Raw genomic sequence first — 26583 nt, 5'->3', positions numbered from 1 at the left:
GGCCGGTGCGCGGGGCGGTCGGACGAAACCCCGGGCGCCGGAATCGGCCGGAACCGGCCCCTCGGCCCGCCCGGCCGCGGAGGCCGGCGGGGTGGGGGGCAACTGGTTGTACGCACACCGAATCATCCGCCGCCCGGTGAACGGCGCCGCCGCGGGGAAGCGGAAACCCCTCGGGAAAAGGACCTCCGCACCCCCGAATCGCTTCAAGTGAAGGGTGCACGGCCATTGACCCCGAGCCGGTCGCCCGCGCGTCATAAGGAATTGACGTCACGTCAACTCAGCTCTCCTAGGTTCCTCGACGCGTGCGACTCCGCGTCCGACCGGACGCGGGGCCTTCCTCCCACAGGAGTGACCGTGGAACGTCGTACCTTTCTGCGCGGCGCAGTCATAGGCTCGTCTGCCGCCGCCTTCGGCGGCACCCTGATGCACGGAGCTGCGTACGCGGCGCCCGCCCAGCCGGGGGCCGGCCCGTACGGAGCGCTCGGCGCGGCCGACGCGAACGGCCTGCAGCTGCCCGCCGGCTTCAGCAGCCGGGTGATCGCCCGGTCGGGCCAGAACGTCGGCTCCACCACGTACAAGTGGCATAGCGCGCCCGACGGCGGCGCCTGCTTCGCGGACGGCACGGGCTGGATCTACGTGTCGAACTCGGAGATCAACCCGAGCGGCGGCGCCAGCGCGGTGAAGTTCGGCGCGACCGGCGCGATCACCGGCGCGTACCGGATCCTCTCGAACACGCGGCAGAACTGCGCGGGCGGCAAGACGCCCTGGAACACCTGGCTGTCCTGCGAGGAGGTCACCCGCGGCTACGTGTACGAGACCGACCCGTACGGGGTGAACGCGGCCGTCCAGCGCCCGGCGATGGGCCAGTTCAAGCACGAGGCGGCCGCGGCCGACCCGGTCCGCAAGGTGATCTACCTGACGGAGGACGAGACGGACGGCTGCTTCTACCGGTTCGTCCCGACCACCTGGGGCAACCTCTCCGCCGGCACCCTCCAGGTCCTGAAGGCGTCCACGGCCACCTCCGGCTCGTTCACCTGGGCCAACGTCCCGGACCGCGACGGCTACCCGACCGCCACCCGCAGCCAGGTCTCGGGCGCGAAGAAGTTCAGCGGCGGCGAGGGCTGCCACTACGCCAACGACACCGTGTGGTTCACCACCAAGGGCGACAACCGGGTCTGGCAGCTGAACCTCGCCGCGAGCACCTACGAGCTGGCCTACGACGACTCCCTGGTCCCCGGCGGCGCGGCCCCGCTGACGGGCGTGGACAACGTCACGGGGTCCTCGTACGGGGACCTGTACGTGGCCGAGGACGGCGGCAACATGGAGATCTGCGTGATCACGCCCGACGACGTGGTCGCCCCGTTCCTGCGGATCACGGGACAGTCCTCCTCGGAGATCACCGGCCCGGCCTTCTCCCCCGACGGCACGCGGCTCTACTTGAGCAGCCAGCGCGGGACGAGCGGCAGCTCGTCGGGCGGCATCACGTACGAGGTCACCGGCCCCTTCCGCACCTGATCCCCGGCCCCGGCACCCGGACCCGGCACCCGGACACGAGCCGGGGCCGGGTGCCGGGCGCGCTCACGAGGCCACCGCGCCGCCTTTCAGCAGGGCCGCGCCCAGCGGGGTCACGGTGTGCAGCACCGCGTTCCCGTGCCGCAGGGTGGTGACCAGGCCCGCCTCACGCATCACGCAGGCGTGCTGGCTCGCGGAGGCCAGGGAGACGCCGGCCCGGCGGGCCAGCTCGCTGGTCGTCGCCCCGTCACCTATGGCGCGGAGCACCACCGAGCGGGTGTGCCCGACCAGCTTGCCCAGGGTGCGCTGGCGCCGCTCCTCCACCGGCCGGGCGGACTCTCCCCCCGCGGGCGCCGAGGCCAGCTGCGCCGCGGCCGGGTAGACCAGGACCGGCGGCTGCTCCGGGTCGTGCAGGGTCACCGCGGTGCGCCGGCAGAAGAACGACGGCTGGAGCAGCAGCCCGCGCCCCCGCAGCCGTACGTCGCGGTCCACCGGGTAGTCGCACTCCAGGACCGGGGCCCGCCAGCGCAGCATCGGCGGCAGCGAGGCCAGCAGCTCGTCCGCGCCCCCGTCGAGCAGGGCCCGGCCGCGCGCGGCCCGTTCGGCCTCGATCTGGGCCTGGATGTGCGTCCAGTACGGCTCCACGGCCGCGCGGTGGTAGCCGCGCAGCTCGCCCAGCAGCCTGGGCAGGTGCTTGGCGCCGCCGTCCATGAACTCGCGCAGCCGCGGCGCCACCGCCGAGCCGGGGGCCGTCCCCGCGCCCAGGATCAGCAGCTCGCGCCGCATCCGCTCGGGGCGTATGCCGCGCAGCGCGTCGAGGCCCACTTCCCACCCGTACTGCCCCTCCACAGGGGTCAGGAAATCGGGAAAATAACCTCTGCCCGGTATAAGCATACCGAGCGTGCGTGTTTCACTGTTCAACCTGCTCCGGGTTTCCGTACGCCATTCACCGAAGAGCCGGGCGTCACGCCGGTCCCTTAAGCGGTGAAAGCTCAGAATCGTTTCCCACAACGCATCGGGACGACCTGCCATCCGTACGCGTGCCAGGTCCACTCCAGTGAAATGGATACGCAGCACCGAACCCCCACCTGTGCAACCGCAATCCCCCCGCCCCATGAGTATGCATGCCGTCACACGTGGTCACCACGCCCTTTCGGCCACAGTTGAAACCCCTTTCGGCGGAGGCGTGACAACCGAAATCCTGTACTCCGCCGGGCACACTCCGATGCGACCGAAACGCTCCGTGAAGGCCGTGGGGGGCTTTGCGGGGCCTGGCGGTCGGTCGCACCGGGAAGCGCCGACGTGCCCGGCAGAATGACAGCGGCGGTGGACGGGTGGGGATCCGTCCACCGCCTGCTGGCGTAAAGATTTGTTGAACACAAAAAAATAGACGCGCCCGCCTCCGGGTGTCAGGGAACCCGGGGGCGGGCGCGGTCGGTGGGCCCCTCACGGGGCGGGGGGTCAGCGGCTGTCGCTGCCCTTCGATTCGGCGGCCGCGCGACCGGCCTCCAAGCGCGCCACCGGAATCCGGAAGGGCGAGCAGGAGACGTAGTCGAGGCCCACCTCGTGGAAGAAGTGGACGGACTCGGGGTCACCGCCGTGCTCGCCGCAGATGCCGAGCTTGAGGTCCGGGCGGGTGGCCCGGCCGGCCTGGACGGCGCTGCGGACCAGCGCGCCGACGCCGTCGCGGTCGATGGTCTCGAAGGGCGAGACCCCGAAGATGCCCTTCTCCAGGTACGCGGTGAAGAACGAGGCCTCGACGTCGTCGCGGGAGAAGCCCCACACCGTCTGCGTCAGATCGTTCGTGCCGAAGGAGAAGAACTGCGCGGCCTCGGCGATCTGCCCGGCCGTCAGGGCGGCGCGGGGCAGCTCGATCATCGTGCCGATGGTCAGCTTGAGGCTGGTGCCGGTGGCGGCCTCGACCTCGGCGATGACCGTGTCGGCCTCGTCGCGGACGATCTCCAGCTCCTGGACGGTGCCCACGAGCGGGACCATGATCTCGGCGCGCGGGTCGCCCTTGGCGTTCTTGCGCTCGGCGGCGGCCTCGGCGATCGCCCGCACCTGCATGGCGAACAGGCCGGGGATGACCAGGCCGAGGCGGACGCCGCGCAGGCCCAGCATCGGGTTCTGCTCGTGCAGCTTGTGCACGGCCTGGAGCAGGCGCAGGTCGTTCTCGTTGGCGTCCTTGCGGGACTCGGCGAGGGCGACGCGCACCGACAGCTCGGTGATGTCGGGCAGGAACTCGTGCAGCGGCGGGTCCAGGAGGCGGACGGTGACGGGCAGTCCGTCCATCGCCTCGAACAGCTCGACGAAGTCCTTCTTCTGCAGCGGCAGCAGGGCGGCCAGCGCGCCCTCGCGCTCCTCGTCGGTGTCCGCGAGGATCAGACGCTCGACCATCTCGCGGCGCTCACCGAGGAACATGTGCTCGGTGCGGCACAGGCCGATGCCCTGGGCGCCGAAGCGGCGGGCGCGCAGCGCGTCCTCGGCGTTGTCGGCGTTGGCGCGCACGCGCAGGCGTCGGACGCGGTCCGCGTAGGCCATGATCCGGTGCACGGCGGCGACCAGCTCGTCGGCGTCGTCGGCGCCGGCGTGCATGCGGCCCTCGAAGTACTCGACGACCGGGGAGGGTACGACGGGTACCTCGCCGAGGTAGACCTTGCCGGTGGAGCCGTCGATGGAGACGACGTCGCCCTCTTCGATGACCGTCCCGCCGACCGTCATGCGGCGGCGCTTGGTGTCGACGTCGAGCTCCTCGGCGCCGCAGACGCAGGTCTTGCCCATGCCGCGGGCGACGACGGCGGCGTGCGAGGTCTTGCCGCCGCGCGAGGTCAGGATGCCCTCGGAGGCGATCATGCCGTCGAGGTCGTCGGGGTTGGTCTCGCGGCGGATCAGGATGACCTTCTCGCCGGAGCGGGACCACTTGACGGCCGTGTAGGAGTCGAAGACCGCCTTGCCGACCGCCGCGCCCGGGGAGGCGGCGATGCCGCGGCCCAGGAGCTGGGTCGTCGCGTCGGCGTCGAAGCGCGGGAACATCAGCTGGGCGAGCTGGGCGCCGTTGACGCGCTGGAGGGCCTCGGCCTCGTCGATCAGGCCCTGGTCGACGAGCTGCGTGGCGATGCGGAAGGCGGCGCCCGCGGTGCGCTTGCCGACGCGGGTCTGGAGCATCCAGAGCTGGCCGCGCTCGATCGTGAACTCGATGTCGCAGAGATCCTTGTAGTGGGTCTCCAGCGTCTCCATGATCGTCATGAGCTGGTCGTAGGAGGCCTTGTCGATGCCCTCCAGGTCCGCGAGGGGGACGGTGTTGCGGATGCCCGCCACCACGTCCTCGCCCTGGGCGTTCTGGAGGTAGTCGCCGTAGACGCCCTGGTGGCCGCTGGCGGGGTCGCGGGTGAACGCGACGCCCGTGCCGGAGTCCGGGCCGAGGTTGCCGAAGACCATGGAACAGATGTTGACGGCGGTGCCCAGGTCGCCGGGGATGCGCTCCTGGCGGCGGTAGAGCTTGGCGCGGTCGGTGTTCCACGAGTTGAAGACCGCTTCGACGGCGAGGTCCATCTGGTCGCGGGCGTCCTGCGGGAACTCGCGGCCGGCCTCCTTCGCCACGATCTTCTTGAAGTGCTTGACCAGCTTCTTCAGGTCGGCGGCGTCGAGGTCGGTGTCGACGGTGACCTTCTTGGCGGCCTTGGCCTCCTCGAGGGCCTCCTCGAAGAGCTCGCCGTCGACGTCCATGACGGTCTTGCCGAACATCTGGATGAGGCGGCGGTAGGAGTCCCACGCGAAGCGCTCGTCACCGGACTGCGCGGCGAGGCCGGTCACGGACTCGTCGGAGAGGCCGATGTTGAGGACGGTGTCCATCATGCCGGGCATCGAGAACTTGGCGCCGGAGCGCACGGAGACCAGCAGCGGGTCGTCCGACTGGCCGAGCTTCTTGCCCATCTTCGCCTCGAGGGCTTCCAGGTGGGCGCTGACCTCGTCGCGCAGCGCGGCCGGAGCCGTACCGCTGTCGAGGTAGACCTTGCACGCCTCGGTGGTGATGGTGAAGCCGGGAGGGACCGGGAGGCCGAGGTTGGTCATCTCGGCGAGGTTGGCCCCCTTGCCGCCGAGAAGGTCCTTGAGGTCGCGGTTGCCCTCGGTGAAGTCGTAGACGAGCTTCTGATCTTTGTTTTCCGACACGGGTCTCGACTCCTCGAGGACTCGGTGGCTGCCCTGACGGCCAGGAACATACCCAGATCGAAGGCTTATGGGTACGTCCACTTGGCGGTCATGCGGCCGTAACCACCCGTGCGCCAGGAGATCGAAAGTAACTCATCGGTAGCGAGAACCTCCCAAGATCGTTCACTTCCCGAAGAAGAAACTGCCCACTGAGGCTTGATTCTGCTCGGATGAGCGATCATCGATCCATTTGTGTTCAAGTATTGAACATACAAAGGGTGGCACCCAGTGCCACCCTTTGAAAGTCTTATCCGCGGTTCTTGTGCTCATGTGAGCGCAAGCCCACCCATGCGTGGCGTATGTCACGCCAGTGAAGGCACGTTTTGCCAGGCCGTGTCAGCCTCCAGACGTGTCCAGTTCGGCTTCCTCGGTCACGCCCGCGCAGTCGTACGGATCGTTCAACCAGCCCTCCGGCAGGACAACCCGGTTGTTTCCGGACGTCCGGCCGCGCGGACCGTCCGCGCTCTCGGGCCACGGCTGGTCCAGGTCCAGCTCGCTCAGATGAGCGTCCAGCTCGGCCAGGGAGGAGGTGACCGCCAGCTTCTGGCGCATCTCCGAACCGACCGCGAAGCCCTTCAAGTACCAGGCCACGTGCTTACGGAAGTCGATCACCCCGCGCGCCTCGTCGCCGATCCACTCCCCCAGCAGCTCGGCATGGCGGTGCATGGTCGCCGCGACCTCCCGCAGCACCGGCTTGTGGAAGTCCTCGGGGCGCCCCTCGAAGGCCGCCACCAGGTCGTTGAACAGCCACGGACGGCCCAGGCAGCCGCGCCCGACGACGACGCCGTCGCAGCCGGTCTCGCGGACCATGCGCAGCGCGTCCTCGGCGCACCAGATGTCGCCGTTGCCGAGCACCGGAATCTCCGGCACGTGCTCCTTGAGCCGCGCTATGGCGTCCCAGTCGGCGGTGCCGCCGTAGTGCTGGGCGGTGGTGCGCCCGTGCAGGGCGATGGCGGTGACCCCCTCCTCGACGGCGATCCGGCCGGCGTCGAGGTAGGTGAGGTGCTCGTCGTTGATGCCCTTGCGCATCTTCATGGTCACCGGCAGGTCGCCGGCGCCCGCGACGGCCTCGCGCAGGATCGCGCGCAGCAGGTTGCGCTTGTACGGAAGGGCCGAGCCGCCGCCCTTGCGGGTGACCTTCGGGACCGGGCAGCCGAAGTTGAGGTCGATGTGGTCGGCGCGGTCCTCCTCGACGATCATCCGAACCGCCTTGCCGACCGTCACGGGGTCGACCCCGTAGAGCTGGATCGAGCGGGGCTTCTCCGTCTCGTCGAAGTGGATCAGCTGCATGGTCTTCTCGTTGCGCTCGACCAGGGCGCGGGTGGTGATCATCTCGCTCACGAACAGCCCCTTGCCGCCCGAGAACTCGCGGCAGAGGGTGCGGAACGGGGCATTGGTGATACCGGCCATGGGTGCGAGCACCACCGGGGGCTGCACGGTGTGCGGGCCGATCGCGAGGGGCGGGGGGAGCGTGGTCATCCGCCCATTGTCCCGCATGCCGGGGCGGTGGGGCGGACGTACCATCGGCCGCATGATCGAGTCGAGTCCCCGGCAGCGCACGCTCGTCCTGGCGATCTGCTGCATGAGCCTGCTGATCGTCAGCCTCGACAACACCGTCCTGAACGTCGCGCTGCCGTCCATGCGCCGCGATCTGGACGCCTCGGTCGCGGGGCTGCAGTGGAGCATCGACTCCTACACCCTGGTCCTGGCCTCGCTGCTGATGCTCGCGGGGTCCACGGCCGACCGGATCGGGCGCCGCAAGGTGTTCGTCGCCGGGCTCGTACTGTTCACCCTCGGCTCCCTGCTGTGCTCGCTCGCCCCCAGCCTCGACTGGCTCATCGTCTTCCGGATGGTCCAGGCGGTCGGCGGTGCGATGCTCAACCCGGTGGCGATGTCGATCATCACCAACACCTTCACCGAGCCCGCCGCCCGGGCCCGGGCCATCGGCGTGTGGGGCGCGGTCGCGGGCCTCTCCATGGCCGCCGGGCCCCTGATCGGCGGCCTGATGGTGGACTCCGTGGGCTGGCGCTCCATCTTCTGGCTCAACCTGCCGATCGGCTTGGCCGCCCTCGTCCTGACCCTGCGCCACATCCCCGAGTCACGGGCCGCCCGGCCGCGCCGGCCGGACCCGGTGGGCCAGGTGCTGGTCATGGCGCTGCTGGGCAGCGTCACGTACGGGATCATCGAGGCGCCCGCCGTCGGCTGGAGCTCGCCGCTGATCGTGGGGTGCGCCGTGGTCGCCGTCGCCTCGCTCGTGGGGCTGCTGGTGTACGAGCCCCGGCGGGAGGAGCCGCTGGTCGACCTGCGGTTCTTCCGGAGCGCTCCGTTCAGCGGCGCGACCGTGATCGCGGTCAGCGCGTTCGCCGGACTGTCCGGCTTCCTGTTCCTGAACACGCTCTACCTCCAGGACGTGCGCGGGCTCGGCGCGCTGGACGCGGGGCTGTACATGCTGCCGATGGCCGTGCTGACCTTCCTGTTCGCCCCGCTGTCGGGGCGGCTGGTCGCGACCCGCGGTCCGCGGCTGCCGCTGCTGGTCGCGGGCGTGACGATGGCGACGAGCGGCCTGCTCTTCGCGGTCTTCGAGGCGGAGACGTCCACCCCGCTGCTCTTCGCCGGCTACATGCTCTTCGGGCTGGGCTTCGGCATGGTCAACGCCCCGGTCACCAACACGGCGGTGTCCGGGATGCCGCGCTCCCAGGCGGGTGTCGCGGCGGCCATCGCGTCCACCAGCCGGCAGACCGGCGGCACCCTGGGCGTCGCGGTGGTCGGCTCGGTGCTGGCGTCCGGGATGGGACACGGTGCGGACTTCGCCGAGGCGACCGGGCCGGCCTGGTGGATCATCACGGGCTGCGGGCTGATCGTGCTGGTGGTGGGGGTGGCCACGAGCGGCCCCTGGGCCCGCTCGACGGCGGCTCGCACCGCCCGCACACTCGACCCCGCGGCCGCGCCGGCACCGGCGGACGCCTGACCGTTCACGCGGTCGCACTCGCGGTGGCGGTCGCGTGGGCGGGGCGGGGGCTCAAGGGCTGACGGGCCGGCCGACCGGCTGACGGGCTCGCGCTACGGGGCCCCAGCGCTCCCCCGGGCTCACTCCTGGCAGCTGAAGTCCTCCGCGCGCGTGTCGATCCGGCCCAGCAAGGCGCGCAGCGTCGTCCGGTCGGCTGCGGAGAGGTCCCCGAAGAGCCCCTGCTCGACCTCGTCGAGGGCCGCGTTCGTCGTGTCCAGCACGGCGGACCCCGCGGAGGTGAGGGCCACGTAGTGGCGCCGGCGGTCGGCCGTGTCGCGGCGGCGTTCGACCAGGCCGTTGTCTGGTCCTCGCGGCCTCCGCGACCGCCACACTCAGCCGCAATGACCAGGTCATGGCGAGCATGCGCAAGGTCGGGGTGCCGGAGGCATGGCTGCCGCGCCTCGCCGCCCTCAAGGCGGCCGGCGCGGTCGGACTCGTCGCCGGGCTCTGGTTCACCCCGCTCGGCATAGCCGCCGCCGTCGGCGTGACCCTCTACTTCATCGGCGCGGTCATCGCCCACCTGCGCGTCAAGGACTACGAGCTCGCACCCGCGGCGATCCTGACCCTCGTCGCGGCGGCGGCGCTGGTCCTGCGCGTCACGGCACAGCCCTGACGAGTGACAGATATTGAAATCTGTCACTCGTCATGCCATTCTCGTTTCATGACCACGAACGCGAACGCCTCCGCTCCCGCTTCCACCGCCCACCGCCGGCTCGGCACCACCGGGCCGGCCGTCTTCCCGCTCGGTCTCGGCTGCATGGGCATGTCCGCCCTGTACGGCGAGGCCGACCGCGCCGAGTCCCTCGCGACGATCCACGCCGCCCTCGACGCCGGCGTCACCCTCCTCGACACCGGTGACTTCTACGGCATGGGGCACAACGAACTGCTGATCGGCGAAGCCCTGCGCACCGCGCCCGTGGCGGCCCGCGAACGGGCGCTGACCAGCGTCAAGTTCGGCGCGTTGCGCACGGTCGAGGGCGGCTTCGCCGGGTACGACGGCCGGCCCGATGCCGTCCGGAACTTCCTGGCCTACTCGCTCCAGCGGCTGGGGCGGGACCACATCGACATCTACCGGATCGCCCGCGTGGACCCGGACGTCCCGATCGAGGAGACCGTCGGGGCCATCGCCGAGGCGGTCCACGCCGGACACGTGCGGCACATCGGCCTCTCCGAGGTCGGCGCTGACACCCTGCGCCGGGCCGCCGCGGTGGCCCCGATCGCGGATCTCCAGATCGAGTACTCGCTGATCTCCCGCGGCATCGAGGACGAGATCCTGCCGACCGCGCGCGAGCTCGGCATCGGCGTCACGGCGTACGGAGTGCTGTCCCGCGGGCTGATCAGCGGCCACTTCTCCCGGGACCGCGAGCTGACGCCCGGGGACTTCCGCGGCATGAGCCCCCGGTTCCAGGGCGACAACCTCGACCGGAACCTCGATCTGGTCGACGCCCTGCGGAAGGTCGCGGACGAGAAGGGGGTCAGCGTCGCCCAGACGGCCATCGCCTGGGTCCTCTCGCGCGGCAGCGACATCGTGCCGCTGGTGGGTGCCCGGCGCCACGACCGGCTCACCGAGGCACTGGGTGCCATGGACGTCACCCTCAGCGCCGCGGACCTGGTCGCGATCGAGGAGGCCGTCCCCGTGGGCTCGGCGTCCGGCGAGCGGTACCCGGCAGCGCAAATGGCCCACCTGGACAGCGAGCACTGAGCTGGCGGTACGGTCGTCCCCATGCCCCCCGCTGCTGCCGAGCCCCTGACCCCCGAGCGCATCCTGGCGACCACCGAGGAGGTGCTGCGCCGCTTCGGTCCCACAAAGGCGACCGTGGTCGACGTGGCCCGCGCCCTGGGCGTCAGCCACGGCAGCGTGTACCGGCACTTCCCGTCGAAGGCGGCGCTGCGCGAGGCCGTCACCGAGCGCTGGCTCACCAAGAGCGCGTTGCTGCTGGAGGGGATCGCCGCGACCCCCGGCGCGAGCGCCCCCTCCAAGCTGGAGGCGTGGCTCGAAGCCCTCTTCGAGGCCAAGCGCCACAAGGCGGGAGACGACCCCGAGCTGTTCGCCACCTACACCGTGCTGCTCGCCGAGAACAGCGGGGTGGTGGACGAGCACCTGACGGAGCTGGTCGCCCAGCTGGCCCGGATCATCGCCGAGGGGGTCGCGGCCGGCTCGCTCGCCGCCGACGACGTCCCGGGCGCCGCCCGCGCGGTCTTCGACGCCACCGGCCGCTTCCACGACCCGCAGTACGCGGCCGACTGGCTCTCGCCGACGATCATCCCGGAGTTCGAAGCGGTCACCTCCCTGGTCATCCGGGGCCTGCGCGCCTGACCGGGCGTCCCGGGCGCACACGGGCCGGCACCGGGCACCGGCCCGGCGCGTCCGGAACGCGCAGCCGGAACAGCCAGCCGGAGCGCTCGGCCGGAATGCTCCGGTCCGGACGCCTTGGTGATCATGACCTGGCGGCGCGAGCTCGACGGGTTCGCGGTCGTCACCCTGGTGTTCCTGGTGATCACGGCGGTCGTCCCGCTCGTCGGCGCGCACTCGGCCCGGGCCCTGCTGATCAAGGACTCGGCCGCCCCGGAGCTCCTCGGGCTGCTCTGCCCGGCCCGACAGACCGGTGGCCCGGTGCGCGTCGCGCTCCGGGCCACCGGCCGGTTTTCATGCCCTGCGGATCTAGCAGCCGAGCAGGCGGCTGCCGAGGTAGCTCTGGATCTGGTCCAGGGAGACGCGCTCCTGCTTCATGGTGTCGCGCTCGCGCACGGTCACCGCGTTGTCGTCCAGGGTGTCGAAGTCGACGGTGACGCAGAACGGCGTGCCGATCTCGTCCTGGCGGCGGTAGCGGCGGCCGATGGCGCCCGCGTCGTCGAACTCGATGTTCCAGAACTTGCGCAGGTCGGCGGCGAGGCCCTTGGCCTTCGGCGACAGCTGCGGGTTGCGCGACAGCGGCAGGACGGCGACCTTGACCGGGGCCAGGCGCGGGTCGAGGCGCATCACGGTGCGCTTCTCCATGACGCCCTTGGCGTTGGGGGCCTCGTCCTCGATGTACGCGTCGAGCATGAAGGCGAGCATGGCGCGGTTGACACCGGCCGCCGGCTCGATGACGTACGGCGTGTAGCGCTCCTTCGACTCCTGGTCGAAGTACACGAGGTCCTGGCCGGAGGCGGCGGAGTGGGCCTTGAGGTCGTAGTCGGTGCGGTTGGCCACGCCCTCCAGCTCGGAGAACTCGTTGCCGCCGAAGTTGAAGCGGTACTCGATGTCAGCGGTGCGCTTCGAGTAGTGGGACAGCTTCTCCTTCGGGTGCTCGAACCAGCGGATGTTCTCCTCGCGGATGCCGAGGCCGCGGTACCAGTTCCAGCGCTCGGCCATCCAGTACTCCTGCCACTGCTCGTCCTCGCCCGGCTTGACGAAGAACTCCATCTCCATCTGCTCGAACTCGCGCGTGCGGAAGATGAAGTTGCCCGGAGTGATCTCGTTCCGGAAGGACTTGCCCATCTGCGCGATGCCGAAGGGCGGCTTCTTGCGCGAAGTGGTCTGCACCTGGGCGAAGTTGGTGAAGATGCCCTGGGCGGTCTCGGGGCGCAGGTACGCCTTGGAGTCCTGGGTCGGGCCGAGGTGCGTCTCCAGCATGCCGGAGAACTGCTTGGGCTCGGTGAACTGGCCCTTCACGCCGCAGTGGGGGCAGTTGACGTCGGCGAGGCCGTTGGCCGGCGGGCGGCCGTGCTTGGCCTCGTACGCCTCTTCAAGGTGGTCCGCGCGGTGGCGCTTGTGACAGGCGGTGCACTCGGTCAGCGGGTCCGAGAAGGTCGCGACGTGGCCGGAGGCCACCCAGACCTCCGGGGCCAGGATCACGGACGAGTCGAGGCCGACGATGTCCTCACGCCCGGTGACCATCGCCTTCCACCACTGGCGCTTGATGTTCTCCTTGAGCTCGACACCCAGCGGGCCGTAATCCCAGGCGGCCTTGGAGCCGCCGTAGATCTCACTGCAAGGGAAAACGAAGCCACGGCGCTTGCTCAGGCTGACGATGGTGTCGATCTTGTCGGCGGCCACGGTGCTCTCTTCATTAACGAGGACGAACGGCGAAGCCTTTAGGTTACCGGCGCCCACACCCTCCCCTTCAAATCGGATCCCCCCCTCCACGGCCCCGGGGCCGGGCTCCCACCTGGTTTGTTGACAACCGTTTCCATCTTTGATGAAAATGGATGTCATGAACGTACGACGCCTCATACCCGCAGCCGCCCTCGCCGGTGCCGTCGCCCTCGGCGCCACGGCCCTCACCGCCTGCTCCGGAGCCAGCGCCGCCGGCAACGGCACCGACGGCAAGCTCGACGTGACGGCGTCGTTCTACCCGATGCAGTTCCTCGCCGAGAAGATCGGCAAGGACCACGTGAAGGTCTCCACCCTGACGAAGCCGGGTGTCGAGCCGCACGACCTGGAGATCACCCCCAAGCAGACCGCGCAGCTCAGCGAGGCCGACGTGGTCCTCTACCTCAAGAGCCTGCAGCCCGCCGTCGACAAGGCCGTCGAGCAGTCCGGCGTGAAGAACGCCGTCGACGCCGGCACCCTCACCACGCTGGAGGCCCACGGCGCCTCAGGCCACGACGACCACGCCGCCGAGGGCGAGGGCGGGGCCGAGGGCCACGACCACAGCCACGGCGAGGCCGGCGAGGACCCGCACGTCTGGCTCGACCCCGCCAAGTACGCGGAGATCGCCAAGGGCGTCGGCGCGGCCCTGGAGAAGGCCGACCCCGGCCACGCGGCGGACTACAAGAAGAACACCGAGGCGCTGGTCGCCGAACTGAACACGCTGGACACGGAGTTCAAGGACGGTCTGAAGAACACGGCCTCCCGGACCTTCATCACCACCCACTCCGCCTTCGGCTACCTCGCCGAGCGCTACGGCCTCGACCAGGAGGGCATCTCCGGCGTCGACCCCGAGTCCGAGCCCAGCCCGGCCCGCATGAAGGACCTCCAGGCCGTGGCGGCGAAGGACAATGTGAGCACGGTGTTCTTCGAGACCCTGGCCAGCGACAAGACGGCCAAGACCCTCGCGAAGGACACGGGCCTGAAGACCGACGTCCTCGACCCGCTCGAGGGAATCACCGACGGCTCCCAGGGCGCCGACTACTTCGAGGTCATGCGGTCGAACCTGAAGAACCTCCAGAAGGCGCTCGGAGCCAAGTAATGACAGCAGCAGCAACGGAGGCGCGAGCCATGCAGTCCACGCCAGGGCAGGCAGCGGACCAGCCCGTCATATCCCTGCGCGGGGCCACGGCCTCGCTCGGCTCCCGCCCCGTGCTGCGCGGCGTCGACCTCACCGTCCACCGCGGCGAGGTCGTCGCCCTGCTCGGCGCCAACGGCTCCGGCAAGTCCACGGCCGTCCGCGCCGTGGTCGGCCAGGTCCCGCTGACCGACGGGGAGCTGTCCCTCTTCGGTACGGACTTCAAGCGCTTCCGCGCGTGGTCGCGGATCGGGTACGTCCCGCAGCGCACCACCGCCGCAGGCGGCGTCCCCGCCACCGTCCGGGAGGTCGTTTCCGCCGGACGCCTCGCCCGCTCCCGCTTCGGCCTGCTGCGCCGGGCAGACAAGGACGCCGTCGGCCGCGCCCTGTCCCTCGTCGACATGGACGCGTACGCCGACGCCTCGGTCAACGCCCTCTCCGGCGGCCAGCACCAGCGCGTGCTCATCGCCCGGGCTCTGGCTGTCGAGCCCGAACTCCTGATCATGGACGAGCCGATGGCGGGCGTGGACCTCGACAACCAGGCGGTCCTCGCGCACGCCCTGCGCAACCAGGTCGACGCCGGCACGACCGTGCTGCTCGTCCTGCACGAGCTGGGCCCGCTGGAGCCGCTGATCGACCGGGCCGTCGTCCTGCGCGACGGCTGCGTCGTCCACGACGGCCCGCCCCCGGAGGCCGTGGGCCAGCACGCCCTGCCCGGCCACGACCACGTACACCCCCACGCGGCGCACGACGCCGAGCCCCTGCGGACGGGACTCCTGAGCTGATGGAACTCCTCGACTACCCCTTCATGGTGCGGGCGCTGATCGCGGCCGCACTGGTCGGCATCACCGCGCCCGCGATCGGCACGTACCTCGTCCAGCGCCGCCAGGCCGTCATGGGCGACGGCCTCGGCCACGTGGCCATGACCGGCGTCGCGCTCGGGTTCGTCCTCAACACCAGCCCGGTCTGGATGGCGACCCTGGTGGCCGTCGTCGGCGCCATCGGCATGGAGCTGATCCGGTCCCGCGGCAAGACCAGCGGCGACGTGGCGCTCGCCATGCTGTTCTATGGCGGCCTGGCCGGCGGCGTCATGATCATCAGCGTGGGCGGGGGCTCCACGGCCAAGCTGCTCAGCGCGATGTTCGGTTCGATCACCACGGTCGCGGCCGAGGACGTCGTCGCCGTGGCGGTCCTCTCCGCGTTCGTCCTCGCCGTCACCATCGGCCTGCGCCGGCAGCTGTTCGCCGTCTGCCAGGACGAGGAGTTCGCCCGGGTCACCGGCCTGCCGGTGCGCCTCCTGAACCTGCTGATCATCGTGACCGCCGCGGTCACCGTCACCGTCGCCATGCGCATCGTCGGCCTGCTGCTGGTCAGCGCCATGATGGTGATCCCCGTGGCGGCCGCCCAGCGGGTCACCCGCGGGTTCACCGCGACGCTGTCGCTGGCCATGGCGATCGGCCTGGTCGTCTCCCTGACCGGCACGGTCACCACGTACTACGTCGAGGCGCCCTCGGGCGCGGCCATCGTGCTGCTCGCCATCGCCGTCTTCATGGCGATGACCGCCCTGTCGACGCCGCTGGCCAGGCGCCGGGCGAAGGCCGCACGCGCGGCCGAAGAGGTCTGCACCCGGGACGACGTGAAGGTCTAGGAGGGCCGACCGCCTGGCACAATGGGCCCGAGCCGAACGCCCGAGGCCGATACGAGGAGGAACCGGTGGCGACTGCGCCTGGCGAGACGAATACCGCGCCAGTACGAGGACGATCCACCCGGCAGCGGGCCGCCGTGGCGGCGGCGCTGGACGAGGTGGACGAGTTCCGCAGTGCCCAGGAACTCCACGACATGCTCAAGCACCGTGGCGACTCCGTGGGCCTGACCACCGTGTACCGCACCCTCCAGTCGCTCGCGGAGGCCGGCGAGGTCGACGTCCTGCGCACCAGCGACGGCGAGTCGGTCTACCGCCGCTGCTCCACCGGCGACCACCACCACCACCTGGTCTGCCGCAAGTGCGGCAAGGCGGTCGAGGTGGAGGGCCCGGCCGTGGAGAAGTGGGCGGAGTCGATCGCCGCCGAGCACGGCTACGTGAACGTGGCCCACACGGTGGAGATCTTCGGCACCTGCGCGGACTGCGCCGCCGCCGGCTAGATCCTGCTCAGGTGCCGGTCCAGGACGGCACGGATCCGGTCGATGTCCCCGGGGTCCGCGGCCGCCCGCTTCGGGAGCCAGCCCAGGGTTCCGCCGGCGAAGACGAGGACGAACAGGTTCCGGGTCTCCGTCCACCCCCGGTACCTGTCCCATCTGTACGCGACCACCGTGCCGTCGGGCCGGTGGTTGGACATCCCCCGTTCGGTGACCACGCAGCGGTACTCCGGGTGCTCCGCCGCCCAGCGGTACATCCGGCGTGCGAGCCGGCACAGGTCCAGGCAGAGGCAGAGGGCCCCCAGCGCCGACCCCACCCCGGCCGCGAAGGCCAGGCCGGCCGGGCTCGTCCCCCGTCCGTGCTGCCCCACGATCAACACGACCGGCACCAGGGGAACCAGTACCAGCCACAGCAGCGCCTGACCGCGCCCGGCTGGCGCCCGGACCGCGCGCCAGCGCAGCACCTCCCGTACGTCGCGCCGGGCCGGGCCGTAGTGCAGCTCCACCGCCTCGTCAGTCATGTCCATGACGGTGGAGCCTAGTGGGCGCTTCAGCCCGCGGAGCCCTCCGCCTGGTTCGGGACCGCGCCGCCGAAGCGGCGGTCGCGCTGGGCGTACTCCAGGCACGCGGCCCAGAGGTTGCGGCGGTCGAAGTCGGGCCACAGCACGTCCTGGAAGACCATCTCCGCGTACGCGCTCTGCCAGAGCAGGTAGTTGGAGGTGCGCTGCTCTCCGCTGGGCCGCAGGAACAGGTCCACGTCCGGCATGTCCGGGTAGTACATGTACTTCGCGACGGTCTTCTCGTTCACCTTCGACGGGTCGAGCCGGCCCGCCGCCACGTCGCGGGCGATCGCCTGCGCCGCGTCCGCGATCTCCGCGCGGCCGCCGTAGTTGACGCAGAAGTACAGGGTCATCGCGTCGTTGTCGACGGTCTGCTCCTGGGCGACCTGGAGCTCCTGGACGACCGACTTCCACATCTTCGGCATGCGGCCCACCCAGCGGATGCGGATGCCCAGCTCGTTCATCTCGTCGCGGCGGCGGCGGATGACGTCGCGGTTGAAGTTCATCAGGAAGCGGACCTCGTCGGGCGAGCGCTTCCAGTTCTCCGTCGAGAAGGCGTACAGGGAGAGGTTCTTGACGCCCATCTCGAGGCAGCCCTTGAGCACGTCGAGCACGACGCCCTCGCCCACCTTGTGCCCTTCGGTGCGCGGCAGACCGCGCTCCTTGGCCCAGCGGCCGTTGCCGTCCATGACGACCGCGACGTGGTTCGGGACCAGCTCACCGGGGATCTTCGGCGGACGCGCACCGGACGGGTGCGGCTCGGGAACCTTGTACTCGCGGCGAGAGCGTCCCAGAATCCCGCGTCGTGCCATGTGCCCAGCTCCTATTTCTCGACGTATCGAAGGGAGCGTAGCCCGCGCTCCAGATGCCAGTGCAAATAGGCGGAGACCAGCCCACTGCCCTCCCGCACGTGACGCGGCTCGCACGCGTCGGCATGGTTCCAGTCGCCCGTCAGCAGGGCGCTGAGCAGGGCGATGGCCTCCGACGAGGGTACGACGCTGCCGGGCACCCGGCAGTCCCCGCATATGACTCCGCCCGCGGCGACGGAGAAGTGGCGGTTGGGGCCGTGGATGCCGCACTTGGCGCAGTCCTCGAAGCTGGGCGCGTAGCCGTTGACGGCGAGGGAGCGCAGCAGGAAGGCGTCGAGGATGAGGTGCGGCTCGTGTTCGCCGCGCGAGAGGGTGCGCAGGGCGCCGACGAGGAGCAGGTACTGCTGGACGGAGGGCTCGCCCTCGTTCTCCGTGAACCGCTCGGCGGTCTCCAGCATGGCGGTGCCGGCGGTGTAGCGGGCGTAGTCGGTGACGATGCCGTTGCCGTACGGGGCGATGATCTCGGTCTGGGTGCAGAGCGGCAGGCTGCGGCCGATCAGCTCGCCGCCGCGGGCGAAGAACTGCACGTCGGCGTGGGAGAAAGGTTCCAGCCGGGACCCGAACTTGGATTTCGTACGCCGGACTCCGCGGGCGACGGCCCGCACCCGGCCGTGGCCCCGGGTCAGCAGCGTGATGATGCGGTCCGCCTCACCCAGCTTCTGGGTGCGCAGCACGATGCCGTCGTCGCGGAACAGACTCATGCGCCCATTGTCCCCTGCGGTCCACCCGTACGGGAACGCGCGCACGGACGGGGCCGGACGGCGCCGGCCCCGCCGCGGACCGGGGTCCGGGCGGGGGCGGGCACCCGTGGGGAGGGATCAGGGAGCGGGGGTTCCCGCGTCCCCCGCCGTGGCGACCCTGCCGTCGGCCTTCCCGGTCCCGGCGTCGGCCTTCCCTGCCCCGGTGTCGGCCTTTACGGCACCGTCGTCCGCCGGGTCGTCCCCCACCGGGGCCGCCGCCTGGGCGGGCAGCTCTGCGCGGGGGACGGACTGCGCGCCGTCCGCGGCCGGGCCGTTGAAGATCAGGTTGAGGACGATGGCGGCGGTGGCGCCGAGGGTGACGCCGCTGTTCAGGAGCGAGGACAGGTCCGCGTCCATGTGCTGGGTGAAGAACACCGGGACGGTCGCGGGGAGCAGGGCGAAGGCGAGGGACACGCCGACGATCAGCGCGTTCCTCTCCTCCTTGAGGTCCACCTTGCCCAGGGTCTGGATGCCGGCCAGCGCGACCATGCCGAACATGACGGTCGCGGCCCCGCCCAGGACCCCGTGCGGCACGGCGGCGACGATCGCGGCGGCCTTGGGGAGCAGACCGAGCACGATCATGAAGACGCCGGCGGCGACGACCACGAACCGGCTCTTGACCTTCGTCATCCGCACGAGGCCGACGTTCTCGGCGAAGGCCACGTACGGGAAGGAGTTGAGGACGCCGCCGAGGGCGGTCGCGGCGCCGTCGGCGCGCAGGGCGCGGGCCACGGTCTCGCTGTCGATGTCCTTCTCGACGATCTCGCCGACGGCGTACGTGTCACCGGTCGTCTCGACCATGGTGATCAGCATGACGATGAGCATCAGGACGATCGGGAACCACTCGAACTTCGGCACGCCGAAGTGGAAGGGGGTGGTGACGCCGATCCAGCCGGAGTTGCCGACGTCGCCGAACTTCGCGTCCCCGAGGAGGAACGCGACCGCGGTGCCGCCGACCAGGCCGAGGAGGATGGAGATGCTGGAGAGGAACGGCTTGCCGATCTTCATCAGGACGAGGATGAAGAGCATCGTGCCGCCCGCGTAGGCGAAGTGCTTCGGGTCGCCGAAATCGGGGCTGCCGACGCCACCGGCGGCGTCGTTCAGGCCGACCGGGATCAGGACGATGCCCAGGACGGTGATCACCGTGCCGGTGACGACCGGCGGGAAGAGCCGCATGACCGACCGGAAGGCCTTGGCGGGCAGCCAGGCGAAGGCGAAGGTCGCGATGCCGGCGGTGATGACGGCGCCGTAGATGACCAGCAGCGCGGCGGTGCCGCCTCCCGCACCGAGGCCGATGGCGATCATCGGGGAGACGGCGGTGAAGGTGACGCCCTGGATGAGGGGCAGCCGCGCGCCGATCCGGCCTATGCCCCAGGCCTGGATGATCGAGGCGATGCCGCAGGTGAACAGGTCCGCGTTGATCAGGTAGACGAGCTGCTCGGGGCTCAGCTTCAGCGCGTTGCCGACGATGATCGGGACGATCACCGCGCCGGCGTAGAACGCGAGTACGTGCTGGAAGCCGTACAGCGCGAGCTTGGGGAGGGGGAGCACCTCGTCGACCGGGTGCGTGCTCTGCTGTCCGTTGACGGAAAGCCGGGCGGCGACACGTGCCATCTCTGCCTTGCCCTTCAAGAGGTGAGGTAAGTGAGAGGAGTTCTGGTGATCCCTGGCCGGAGTGGGTCGCTAACCCGTTGGTCCGTCAGGGTGGTCAGGAGTTCACGTGCATCGAAGCCCCGTGGTGTTACCGGCGGCGTCTCGTCGTGTGACCGGAATTGAACGCCTGTGGGGGTCCTCACAGATATCGTCGGCTTCTACAAACTGTTGACTCCCCCGGGCATCCGATTCGTAGGTTCCGCCCCTGGTCTGGCGCCCGGCACGGGAGTAAGGGCGGGTGCGCGGGCGCCGGTCATCCCCTGCTGCACTCCTGCGAAGCGGCCTGCGCCGCGCCATGCCGCTACGCGCGTCCACCGCGTTCCGCACAGCAAACCGGCAGGCCGCGCTCCGGCCGTCGTCGGGTGGTGCCGGGTGGCCCGGAGCAACCCGCTCCACGGGCTCGTACGGGTCACGGGCGGCGCCGTTCCGGCGCCGCGAGGCCGGATCGTTACGCCGGGAGGGCCCGTTCCGGACCGGTATGGGCGCCCCGCGCGCGACCGGAACCGAAAGGATCAGGCCCGGCGGCCGCATACAGCCGTGGTCGCGCGCCGGCGCGCCCACCCCGAGGCGGGCGGTCGGCGCCGGCGCGGCCGCTCCTGGAGGGGGCCGTCAGGGGGCCCGTACGGCCGACAGCAGCCGGGCGACCTCGTCCGCGTCGATCCGCAGCGCCGCGCCCACCGTGGCGAGCACCTCGCGTTCGGCCGGGATGTACGGGCCGTCCGCGAGGGCGATCCGCGCGCCCTGCAGCAGGATCGATTCGCGGCCGGGGGCGGCGAGGTGCGGAGCCAGCGGCTCCAGGGCCTCGTGGAGCTCTATCGACAGCGCGGCCCCGCAGCACTCGGGCACGTCGTACAGCCCGAGCCGGCCCTCGTCGCTGCACAGCGCCTCCACGAGGGACTCCAGCTGCTCCTCCCCGCAGTCCTGGAACCCCGCGGCCCGTACGGCGCACACGGCGGCTTCCAGCGCGCTGCGGGAGGCCGTCCCGCCCGCGGCCAGCACGGCCAGCGCCACGGTGTGCACCGCGTCGCGCAGCAGCGCCGTGAAGCGGGTGGTGGTCAGGTGGTCCAGGACGTCGGTGTCGAAGCGCTCACGGCAGGCGTGGCACTCCACGACGGGCCCGGCGAGCCCGCGGGGCAGCAGCGGCACCCCGAGGACGGCGAAGCGGCGGCGCCCGGTGCGCCGGCGGTAATTCCGGTCCCCACCGCAGGCGGGGCAGAAGAACTCCCCGTCGCCCACGGTGCTCCAGGTGGTACGGGTGCCCCAGACCCTCAGCTTCCGGCCGTCCCCACCCCGAACTGGCAGCACGTCGCACCTCCGTAACCTTCCGGCAACATCGCCGGGTGGGCGTGATGTTAGCCACATCGGTGAGGATGCGTCAGTCGTGTGACAGGACAACATGGCGCGGGACGGGGACTTGGCCGGTCTGCGCCCCCGCGCACGCCCCCGTTTTCCGGGCCGTACCGGGCCCGGGAACCGCGGAACCCCGCCCCTCCCCGGAGGGAGGCGGCGGGGTCTGTCGCAGGAGTGTCAGCGGCCCGCGCGGTTGACGGCCGAGATGACCGCCTTCAGGGAGGCGCGGGTGGTGTTGGCGTCGGTGCCGATGCCCCACAGGACACGGCCGTCGATCGCGCACTCGATGTACGAGGCGGCCACGGCGGAGGCGCCCTCGCTCATGGTGTGCTCGGTGTAGTCCAGCAGGCGGGCGTCGATGCCGATGCCGGCCAGCGCGTCGAAGAAGGCCGAGATCGGTCCGTTGCCGGTGCCCTCCAGCACGGTGTCCACGCCGTCCACGACCGCCTCGACGGTCAGCGTGTCCGTGCCGTCCTTGTCGGTGGTGGTCTGGCCGGAACGCAGCTGGATGCGCCCCCACGGGTTCTCGGGGTTGGGCAGGTACTCGTCCTGGAAGACGGACCAGATCGCCTTCGGCGTGACCTCGCCGCCCTCGGAGTCGGTCTTGGCCTGGATTATGCGGGAGAACTCGATCTGCATGCGGCGCGGCAGGTCCAGCTTGTGGTCGTTCTTCAGGACGTAGGCGATGCCGCCCTTGCCGGACTGCGAGTTGACGCGGATGACGGCCTCGTAGGAGCGGCCGACGTCCTTCGGGTCGATGGGCAGGTACGGGACCGCCCACTCGATTTCGTCCACGGTCCTGCCGGCGGCGGCCGCGTCGGCCTCCATGGCGTCGAAGCCCTTCTTGATGGCGTCCTGGTGGGAGCCGGAGAAGGCGGTGTAGACCAGGTCGCCCGCGTAGGGGTGGCGCGGGTGGACCTCCATCTGGTTGCAGTACTCGCTGGTGCGGCGGATCTCGTCGATCTGCGAGAAGTCGATCTGCGGGTCGATGCCCTGGGAGAACAGGTTCATGCCCAGGGTGATCAGGTCGACGTTGCCGGTGCGCTCGCCCTGTCCGAACAGGCAGCCCTCGATGCGGTCGGCGCCGGCCATCAGCGCCAGCTCGGCGGCGGCGACGGCGGTGCCGCGGTCGTTGTGCGGGTGCACGGAGATGCAGATGTGCTCGCGGCGGGTCAGGTTGCGGGCCATCCACTCGAAGCGGTCGGCGTGCGTGGACGGCGTCGAGCGCTCGACCGTGGCGGGCAGGTTCAGGATGATCTCGCGGCCCTCGCCCGGCTGCCACACGTCGCAGACGGCCTCGCAGACCTCCAGGGCGAAGTCCAGCTCGGTGTCGGTGAAGATCTCCGGGCTGTACTGGTAGCCGAAGGTCGTCTCCGGGCCCAGCAGCTTCTCGGCGTACTCCATGACCAGGCGGGTGCCGTCGACGGCGATCTGCTTGATCTGCTCCTTGGAACCGCGGAAGACGACCCGGCGGAAGGTCGGGGCCGTCGCGTTGTACAGGTGCACGGTGGCGCGGTGGGCGCCGACCAGGGATTCCACGGTCCGCTCGATCAGGTCCTCGCGGGCCTGGGTCAGTACGGAGATGGTGACGTCGTCCGGGATCGCGCCCTCTTCGATGATGGACCGCACGAAGGCGAAGTCCGTCTCGCCGGAGGAGGGGAAGCCGACCTCGATCTCCTTGTAGCCCATGCGCACCAGCAGGTCGAACATCTCGCGCTTGCGGGCCGGGGTCATCGGGTCGATCAGCGACTGGTTGCCGTCGCGCAGGTCGGTCGACAGCCAGCGGGGAGCCCGGGTGACGCGGGCGTTCGGCCAGGTGCGGTCGGGGATCTCGACCTGCTCGTAGGAGCCGTACTTGTGGATCGGCATCCCGGAGGGCCGCTGGGTGTGGGTCGCGTTCGTGATGGGCGTGGGGCGACCGACAAAAGGCTGCTGGCTCATGGCGTTGGGCTCCTCGCGTGTCCGCGTGTAGTTCGCTGGGCCGACGGGCGGTCGCAAAACCGCAACACCAAACTCCGCGGGGAGGGGGCCGGCCTACGACTACAGACCCTCGCCGCGGCAGCTAAGGAGAAGCAGCCCGAAACGCATGATGGGCCGAGCCTAACCGAGCCGCGCGTGCGCGGGGGTCCTGTTTCAGTATGCAAGACCCTCCAGTCCGATTTACACCAAATGTGAGCTAAGTCGCTTAAGGTGCGGCGCGAGTCAGTGGGGTCCGTCAATCCGGAGCCCCCGCGTTCAGACGTGCGAATGAATCATGGTTGCAGGTAGTGACAGAGAAGTGACCCGCTGCCACATTGCCGAGCATGGACGCCTCTCCGACCCGCCGCCACCCCGTCTTCTGCACGGTCGTGCCGCCGCACCTGCTCGACCGCATCGCCCGCTCCCGGAACCCCCGGTTCGCCGATCTCGCGCAGGCCACCCTCGAACGCGACTCCCTCCTGCGCACCCGCCGTCGGGTCACCGCCGTCCGGGGCGTCGCGGCCCCCGCCCCGGCCGCGCCCGCCCCCGACCGGCCCGACCGGACCGTGTACGACGCCCAGCACCGGACCCGGCTGCCCGGGCGGAAGGTCCGCGAGGAGGGCGGGCCCGTCAGCGCGGACGTCACCGTCAACCGGGCCCACGCCGGGCTCGGGGCGACGTACGAGCTGTTCCTGACCGCCTTCGAGCGCCGCTCGATCGACGACGCCGGGCTCCCGCTCGACGCGACCGTCCACTACGGCGAGGAGTACAACAACGCCTTCTGGGACGGGCGGCAGATGGTCTTCGGCGACGGCGACGGCGAGCTCTTCCTCGACTTCACCGTGTCGGTGGACGTCATCGGCCACGAGCTCGCGCACGGGGTCACCCAGTACACGGCGAACCTGGAGTACCACGGCCAGTCGGGCGCCCTCAACGAATCCGTGTCGGACGTCTTCGGCTCCCTCATCAAGCAGTACTCGCTCGACCAGACGGCCGACCGCGCGGACTGGCTGATCGGGGCCGGACTGCTGGGGCCCGCCGTCGACCGGGGCCAGGCCCTGCGGTCGATGAAGGCGCCCGGGACGGCGTACGAGGACGACGAGCTCGGCAAGGACCCGCAGCCGGCCACGATGGACGACTACGTCGACACCGTCCGCGACAACGGCGGGGTGCACATCAACTCCGGCATCCCGAACCACGCCTTCTACATCGTGGCGAGCGAGCTGGGCGGCAAGGCCTGGGAGCGGGCCGGACAGATCTGGTACGACGCCCTGACCGGCGGGGAGCTCGCCACGGACGCCGACTTCCGGGACTTCGCCCGGGTGACGGCGGCGGCGGCCGTGGCCCGGTACGGCGAGGGCGGCGCGGAGCACCAGGCGCTCCAGAAGGCGTGGTCCGCGGTCGGGCTGGGGTAGGAGGCGGACATGCGGATCTCAGTGGTGCGGACGGGCGGCTTCGCGGGCATCGAGCGACGGGGCGAGGTGGACACCTCCGGACGGCCGGACGAGGACGAGTGGCGGGCCCTAGCCCTGCGGGCGCTGCGGCCCGGCCCGCCCTGCGATCCGGCGGGCCCGGCGGGCGGCGTCCGGGACGGGTTCTCGTACACGGTCACCGTGGACGGGCGGACGGTGTCGTTCCGCGACCCGCACCTCTCGGACGCGCAGCGGGCGCTGGTCTCGCGCGTCCTGAAAGAAGGTGCCTGAGCCGGGCCGCTTTGCTTGGATGACGGATGAGCGACCAGGTGATCGACGAGACGACGCTGTCCGAGCTGGAGCGGTACTACGACACGGTGCCCCGCGAAGGCGGGGCCCGGGCCGAGGACTTCGGACCGCTGACGCTCTTCGTGCAGGAGGGCGCGGGCTGGCCGTACTACGCGCGGCCCGCGCCCGGCGGCCCCGACGCGACCGCCGACGACGTACGGCGGGTCGTGGCGCGGCAGCGCGAGCTGGGGGTCCCCGAGGCCTTCGAGTGGGTGGCCGAGACCACCCCCTCGCTGCGCGCGGCGGTGGAGGATGCGGGGCTGCACGTCCACGCGCACCCGCTGATGGTGCTGGACCCGGCCGCGGTACGGACGCCCGCGCACCCGGAGGTACGGCTGCTCGGCGCGGACGACCCGCTGCTGGCGGCGGCCGTGGCCGTCCCGTCCCTGGCCTTCGCGGCGCCGGGCACGGCGGTGGGCGAGGCCGGACCCGCCGAGCTGGCCGCGGCGCTGGCCGACCCGGAGGCGGAGGCCCGCCGGGCGCGCGTCGCGGACAGGATCGCGTCGGGCCGCACGGCGATGGCCGCGGCCGTCCGGGACGGCGTGGTCCTCTGCTCCGGCCTGTACAACCCGGTGGGCGACGTGGCCGAGGTGGTCGGCGTGGGCACGCTGCCGTCGGCGCGCCGGCAGGGCCTGGCCCTCGGCGTCACGTCGGCGCTCGTCGCGGCGGCCCGCGAACGGGGCGCCCGTACGGTCTTCCTCTCGGCGGGCGACGAGGACGTGGCCGCCTCTACGGCCGCATCGGCTTCCGCCGGGTGGCGACGGCCCTGATCGCGGAGCCGCAGCACGCGTAGTTTGCCGGAACGGCAACGGGGTTTGCCCGCGCGGGCGGGGCGGGCGGAGCATCGGCGGTGTCCGCACCGCCACCGGTCGAGGAGTGATCCCGTGTCCGCACAGCACCAGCAGCCGCACCATGACCCGCACGCAGAGCACGAGCAGCCGGCGCCGCACCCGCACCAGGAGCACCCGCACGAGCCGGGCGACGAGGGCGGGGAGCAGTACTGGGACGGCCGCTACGGCGAGAGCGACCGGATCTGGAGCGGCGACGCCAACGCCGCCCTGGTCCGGGAGACTTCGGAGCTTCCCCCCGGCCGGGCCCTGGACCTCGGCTGCGGCGAGGGCGGCGACGCCATCTGGCTGGCCCGGCGCGGCTGGCGGGTCACCGGTACGGACATCTCCGGGGTGGCGCTGGAGCGCGCAGCCGGGCACGCCGTCGAGGCGGGGGTCGGCGACCTCGTGGAGTGGCAGCGGCACGACCTGGCCGAGTCGTTCCCGGCCGGGGAGTTCGACCTGGTGTCGGCGTGCTTCCTGCACACGTACGGGGATTTCCCGCGCGAGCGGATCCTGCGCACCGCGGCCGCCGCGGTGGCCCCTGGCGGGACCCTGCTGATCGTCGGCCACGGCGGCTGGGCGTCCTGGCAGAAGAACCTGCACCCGGAGGTGCACTTCCCGACGCCCGGCGAGGTCGTGGAGCAGCTGGAGCTGCCCGAGGGGGACTGGGAGGTGCTGGTGGCCGAGGAGCACGAGCGGGTCCAGGCGCAGCCCGACGGCACGCCCGGGACGCGCACGGACAACGCGGTCAAGGTCCGCCGACTGCGCTGACGCCGGCCCGGGGCGCC

General features: G+C 71.1%; 24 protein-coding genes. 13 read left to right on the top strand and 11 right to left on the bottom strand.

Annotated elements, in window-relative coordinates:
- The first annotated feature begins 354 nt into the window (after positions 1–354).
- Positions 355–1515 (top strand): alkaline phosphatase PhoX, encoded by a 1161-nt coding sequence (locus ACFWTC_RS22530; protein WP_383915307.1) that lies wholly within the window; start codon positions 355–357, stop codon positions 1513–1515.
- A gap of 63 nt (positions 1516–1578) precedes the next feature.
- Here the strand turns inward: ACFWTC_RS22530 and ACFWTC_RS22525 are convergent, their stop codons facing one another.
- The 3 genes from ACFWTC_RS22525 to dusB form a co-directional block, all read right to left on the bottom strand.
- Entirely contained in the window at positions 1579–2589 is a 1011-nt protein-coding gene (locus ACFWTC_RS22525) for an ArsR/SmtB family transcription factor (RefSeq protein ID WP_383915306.1), read from the bottom strand.
- Between the two features lie 384 nt (positions 2590–2973).
- Positions 2974–5682: a pyruvate, phosphate dikinase gene (gene ppdK / locus ACFWTC_RS22520; protein ID WP_383915305.1), complete on the bottom strand. Its 2709-nt coding sequence runs from the start codon at positions 5680–5682 to the stop codon at positions 2974–2976.
- A gap of 375 nt (positions 5683–6057) precedes the next feature.
- Entirely contained in the window at positions 6058–7218 is a 1161-nt protein-coding gene (gene dusB / locus ACFWTC_RS22515) for a tRNA dihydrouridine synthase DusB (protein WP_383915413.1), read from the bottom strand.
- Between the two features lie 34 nt (positions 7219–7252).
- On the opposite strand from dusB, the gene ACFWTC_RS22510 reads away from it, so the two are divergent.
- On the top strand, positions 7253–8689 hold the full coding sequence (locus ACFWTC_RS22510) for an MFS transporter (RefSeq protein ID WP_384028061.1): 1437 nt from the start codon (positions 7253–7255) through the stop codon (positions 8687–8689).
- A gap of 119 nt (positions 8690–8808) precedes the next feature.
- Here ACFWTC_RS22510 and ACFWTC_RS22505 read toward each other — a convergent pair whose 3' ends face one another.
- Positions 8809–8949: a hypothetical protein gene (locus ACFWTC_RS22505; RefSeq protein WP_384028062.1), complete on the bottom strand. Its 141-nt coding sequence runs from the start codon at positions 8947–8949 to the stop codon at positions 8809–8811.
- Between the two features lie 80 nt (positions 8950–9029).
- Here ACFWTC_RS22505 and ACFWTC_RS22500 point away from each other — a divergent pair, with 80 nt between their 5' ends.
- From ACFWTC_RS22500 to ACFWTC_RS22490, 3 genes are read left to right on the top strand one after another with little or no spacing between them, the layout of a single operon-like run.
- A complete protein-coding gene (locus ACFWTC_RS22500; protein ID WP_383915412.1) occupies positions 9030–9341 on the top strand; it encodes a DoxX family protein in 312 nt (103 codons plus the stop codon).
- Between the two features lie 48 nt (positions 9342–9389).
- Positions 9390–10430, top strand: a complete 1041-nt coding sequence (locus ACFWTC_RS22495) for an aldo/keto reductase (protein WP_383915302.1) — start codon at positions 9390–9392, stop codon at positions 10428–10430.
- A 21-nt stretch (positions 10431–10451) separates the two neighbouring features.
- Positions 10452–11045, top strand: coding sequence for a TetR family transcriptional regulator (locus ACFWTC_RS22490; RefSeq protein WP_383915301.1), 594 nt, complete (start codon positions 10452–10454; stop codon positions 11043–11045).
- Between the two features lie 345 nt (positions 11046–11390).
- Here ACFWTC_RS22490 and ACFWTC_RS22485 read toward each other — a convergent pair whose 3' ends face one another.
- Positions 11391–12767, bottom strand: a complete 1377-nt coding sequence (locus tag ACFWTC_RS22485; RefSeq protein WP_383915300.1) for a glycine--tRNA ligase — start codon at positions 12765–12767, stop codon at positions 11391–11393.
- A gap of 157 nt (positions 12768–12924) precedes the next feature.
- Between ACFWTC_RS22485 and ACFWTC_RS22480 the strand changes: the two genes are divergently transcribed.
- From ACFWTC_RS22480 to ACFWTC_RS22465, 4 genes are all read left to right on the top strand, one after another.
- Positions 12925–13902, top strand: a complete 978-nt coding sequence (locus tag ACFWTC_RS22480; RefSeq protein ID WP_383915299.1) for a metal ABC transporter substrate-binding protein — start codon at positions 12925–12927, stop codon at positions 13900–13902.
- 29 nt (positions 13903–13931) lie between these two features.
- Positions 13932–14723, top strand: a complete 792-nt coding sequence (locus ACFWTC_RS22475; protein WP_383915298.1) for a metal ABC transporter ATP-binding protein — start codon at positions 13932–13934, stop codon at positions 14721–14723.
- Positions 14723–15586, top strand: a complete 864-nt coding sequence (locus ACFWTC_RS22470; RefSeq protein ID WP_383915297.1) for a metal ABC transporter permease — start codon at positions 14723–14725, stop codon at positions 15584–15586. The genes ACFWTC_RS22475 and ACFWTC_RS22470 overlap by 1 nt, the downstream gene beginning before the upstream one ends.
- Positions 15587–15651: 65 nt before the next feature.
- Positions 15652–16080 (top strand): Fur family transcriptional regulator, encoded by a 429-nt coding sequence (locus ACFWTC_RS22465; protein WP_383915296.1) that lies wholly within the window; start codon positions 15652–15654, stop codon positions 16078–16080.
- Here ACFWTC_RS22465 and ACFWTC_RS22460 read toward each other — a convergent pair.
- From ACFWTC_RS22460 to leuA, 6 genes are all read right to left on the bottom strand, one after another.
- Positions 16077–16601, bottom strand: a complete 525-nt coding sequence (locus ACFWTC_RS22460; RefSeq protein WP_384074393.1) for a YcxB family protein — start codon at positions 16599–16601, stop codon at positions 16077–16079. The two genes, ACFWTC_RS22465 and ACFWTC_RS22460, sit on opposite strands and share 4 nt — an antisense overlap.
- A gap of 23 nt (positions 16602–16624) precedes the next feature.
- Positions 16625–17446 carry an isoprenyl transferase gene (locus ACFWTC_RS22455; RefSeq protein ID WP_384028064.1) on the bottom strand — a complete coding sequence of 274 codons (822 nt, stop codon included), beginning with the start codon at positions 17444–17446 and terminating at the stop codon, positions 16625–16627.
- A gap of 11 nt (positions 17447–17457) precedes the next feature.
- On the bottom strand, positions 17458–18204 hold the full coding sequence (gene recO, locus ACFWTC_RS22450) for a DNA repair protein RecO (RefSeq protein WP_383915293.1): 747 nt from the start codon (positions 18202–18204) through the stop codon (positions 17458–17460).
- A gap of 117 nt (positions 18205–18321) precedes the next feature.
- Positions 18322–19857 carry a nucleobase:cation symporter-2 family protein gene (locus tag ACFWTC_RS22445; RefSeq protein ID WP_384028065.1) on the bottom strand — a complete coding sequence of 512 codons (1536 nt, stop codon included), beginning with the start codon at positions 19855–19857 and terminating at the stop codon, positions 18322–18324.
- 648 nt (positions 19858–20505) lie between these two features.
- Positions 20506–21201, bottom strand: coding sequence for a TerB family tellurite resistance protein (locus ACFWTC_RS22440; protein ID WP_383915291.1), 696 nt, complete (start codon positions 21199–21201; stop codon positions 20506–20508).
- Positions 21202–21423: 222 nt separating this feature from the next.
- Entirely contained in the window at positions 21424–23187 is a 1764-nt protein-coding gene (gene leuA / locus ACFWTC_RS22435; protein ID WP_383915290.1) for a 2-isopropylmalate synthase, read from the bottom strand.
- 362 nt (positions 23188–23549) lie between these two features.
- Between leuA and ACFWTC_RS22430 the strand changes: the two genes are divergently transcribed.
- From ACFWTC_RS22430 to ACFWTC_RS22415, 4 genes are all read left to right on the top strand, one after another.
- Positions 23550–24620: a M4 family metallopeptidase gene (locus tag ACFWTC_RS22430; RefSeq protein WP_384028066.1), complete on the top strand. Its 1071-nt coding sequence runs from the start codon at positions 23550–23552 to the stop codon at positions 24618–24620.
- 9 nt (positions 24621–24629) lie between these two features.
- Positions 24630–24908 carry a protealysin inhibitor emfourin gene (locus tag ACFWTC_RS22425; RefSeq protein WP_383915288.1) on the top strand — a complete coding sequence of 93 codons (279 nt, stop codon included), beginning with the start codon at positions 24630–24632 and terminating at the stop codon, positions 24906–24908.
- A 26-nt stretch (positions 24909–24934) separates the two neighbouring features.
- Complete coding sequence (locus ACFWTC_RS22420; protein WP_384028067.1) at positions 24935–25735, top strand: GNAT family N-acetyltransferase; 801 nt, start codon at positions 24935–24937, stop codon at positions 25733–25735.
- A gap of 114 nt (positions 25736–25849) precedes the next feature.
- Complete coding sequence (locus tag ACFWTC_RS22415) at positions 25850–26566, top strand: class I SAM-dependent methyltransferase (RefSeq protein WP_384028068.1); 717 nt, start codon at positions 25850–25852, stop codon at positions 26564–26566.
- Positions 26567–26583 lie beyond the last annotated feature (17 nt).

The organism is Streptomyces sp. NPDC058619 (genome assembly GCF_042717785.1).
Classification (GTDB): Bacteria; Actinomycetota; Actinomycetes; order Streptomycetales; family Streptomycetaceae; genus Streptomyces.
This window is presented reverse-complemented; position numbering and strand designations above follow the sequence as displayed.